This window comes from Mesorhizobium sp. M7A.F.Ca.US.014.04.1.1, from assembly GCF_003998745.1.
Lineage (GTDB): Bacteria > Pseudomonadota > Alphaproteobacteria > Rhizobiales > Rhizobiaceae > Mesorhizobium > Mesorhizobium ciceri.
This window is the reverse complement of the sequence record NZ_RZRW01000827.1, coordinates 1-1,884: the sequence shown is the minus strand read 5'-3', so window position 1 is coordinate 1,884 and position 1,884 is coordinate 1. Positions and strand designations below refer to the sequence as shown.

General features: G+C 64.3%; 1 protein-coding gene. It reads right to left on the bottom strand.

Annotated elements, in window-relative coordinates; genetic code table 11:
* Window positions 1-182: 182 nt before the first annotated feature.
* Window positions 183-1,709 (bottom strand): FAD-binding oxidoreductase, encoded by a 1,527-nt coding sequence (locus EOA22_RS31985; RefSeq protein WP_063168717.1) that lies wholly within the window; start codon window positions 1,707-1,709, stop codon window positions 183-185.
* Window positions 1,710-1,884: the final 175 nt, after the last annotated feature.

Below are 1,884 nucleotides of genomic sequence, written 5' to 3'. Positions count from 1 at the left end.
GCGGATGAACATATTCAGACAGTTCCGCGCCGGCCCGCTCGGCGGCTTCGCGAAATCTCCTGCGAAGGACGGCGAAATCACGGGCATAGGCGGGGGCTGGCTCATCATGGCGCATGGTCGATCCCACCGGATCGCTGGCGGTTGCGGTCAATCCGTTCATTCCCTGTCGTTCCACCGTGGGGCTATTCATCGTTGTGATGGCTCGTGTTCTGAGGTGGCAATCGGCGCTCATTGCCGGAAAGGAGCGGCCTGGAGGACCGGACAAACCAGGCGTCGGAGGGAAGCACCTTGTCGGGGTTCATGATCGACTGATCGTCCAGCGCTCGTTTCACCCGCTCCATCGCGGCGAGCTTCGTCGGGTCAACCGTCGCCAGCAGCGAATGGATGCGCTTGGACCCAACACCGTGCTCGGCGGAAAAAGAACCGCCAATCTCCCGCAGTTGTTGGTACAGGACGCTCTCGGCAGCCTCCGCTACGTCAGGCGCCAGCGGACCCTGACGGTTGAGGATGATATGCAGGTTTCCATCGGCCAGGTGACCGAAGACATAGGGCGCCAGACCCGGTTCGATCGCTGCGAGCCGGGGCAGGATTCTGTCGAGATAGGCCGGAATTTCCGACAGAGGCACCGACACGTCGAAGGAAGGCGCTTGGGGATGGGCGCGATAGAGCACGCCGGTGTCCTCGCGCAACCGCCACAGGTCTTCCTCTTGCCGCCGCGAGCCGGCAATGATGCCGGTGGCTTCAGGATAGCGCTCCATCACTTCCGAATAGATCCGCTCGAAATCTTCGCGCAGCGCCTCTTCGCGCGCGCCGCCAAGCGACAGCAGCAGGAACAGCGGCTGGTCGAGCGGCACGCTCGGTTCGGACCATTCATGCGCGGCTGCGGCCAGGCTGAAATACGAGGTCCACATCGCCTCCGCCGCGCGCAAATGTCCCGCATCCGATTCAAGCGCCAGACGAATGACTTGCAGCGCCGCTTCGACAGACGGCAGCCCGAAAAGCGCGGTGGCGGTGGCTCGGGGCGAAGGGTCGAGCTTGACGACCACGCGGGTCACGATGCCAAGCGTGCCCTCCGCACCGATGAAGAGATGCTTCAGATCGTAGCCGGCGGAATTCTTCACCACCCGCGTCAGATCGGAATAGACCGATCCATCGGCCAGCACGGCCTCCAGGCCAAGGACGCGGTGGCGCATGACCCCGTTGCGAAAGGCCATCACGCCACCCGCATTCGTGGAAACCATGCCGCCGATCGTCGCCGAACCGCGCGCGGCAAGATCGATACCGGGCTCCAGGCGGTGCTCAAATGCGGCAGACTGCAAAGCTTCGAGCGTAACACCGGCACCGACGATCGCCACGCGCTCGACGGGATCGAGCCGCTCGATCCGGTTCATGCGTGCCAGGGAAAGAACGATCTCGCCCGGCCGCGAGACACTTCCGCCGACCAGGCCGGTCCGCCCGCCCTGCGGCACGATCGGAATCTCATTTTGACTGCAGATGCGCACCACCGCGGCGACCTCGCCGGTCGATGAAGGCGCAACGACGATGCCGGCGGCGCAATCCGTCCCGTTCGAACCAAGGTCGATCGCCCCGGCATCATCACCGATCCGCACATTCGAGGCGCCAACGACATGGCGGATCGCGTCGACAACCGACAACGGCACCGCTTGCTCGATCCAGTTCGTTTGCCTGGGAGACGCGTGGCCGCTCATCGCCCAGCCAATCCCTGAAGCGCCGTGATCAGCCGGTCGTTGTCGGCCGGCAAGCCGATGGTGGCGCGCAGATAGTGCTCGTAGCCGGCTTCGCGCCACGCCTTGACGATGATCCCCTGCTTCAGGAGACCGGCGGCAACGCTGGAGCTGTCGCCCTTGCAGTCGAAGAACAGGA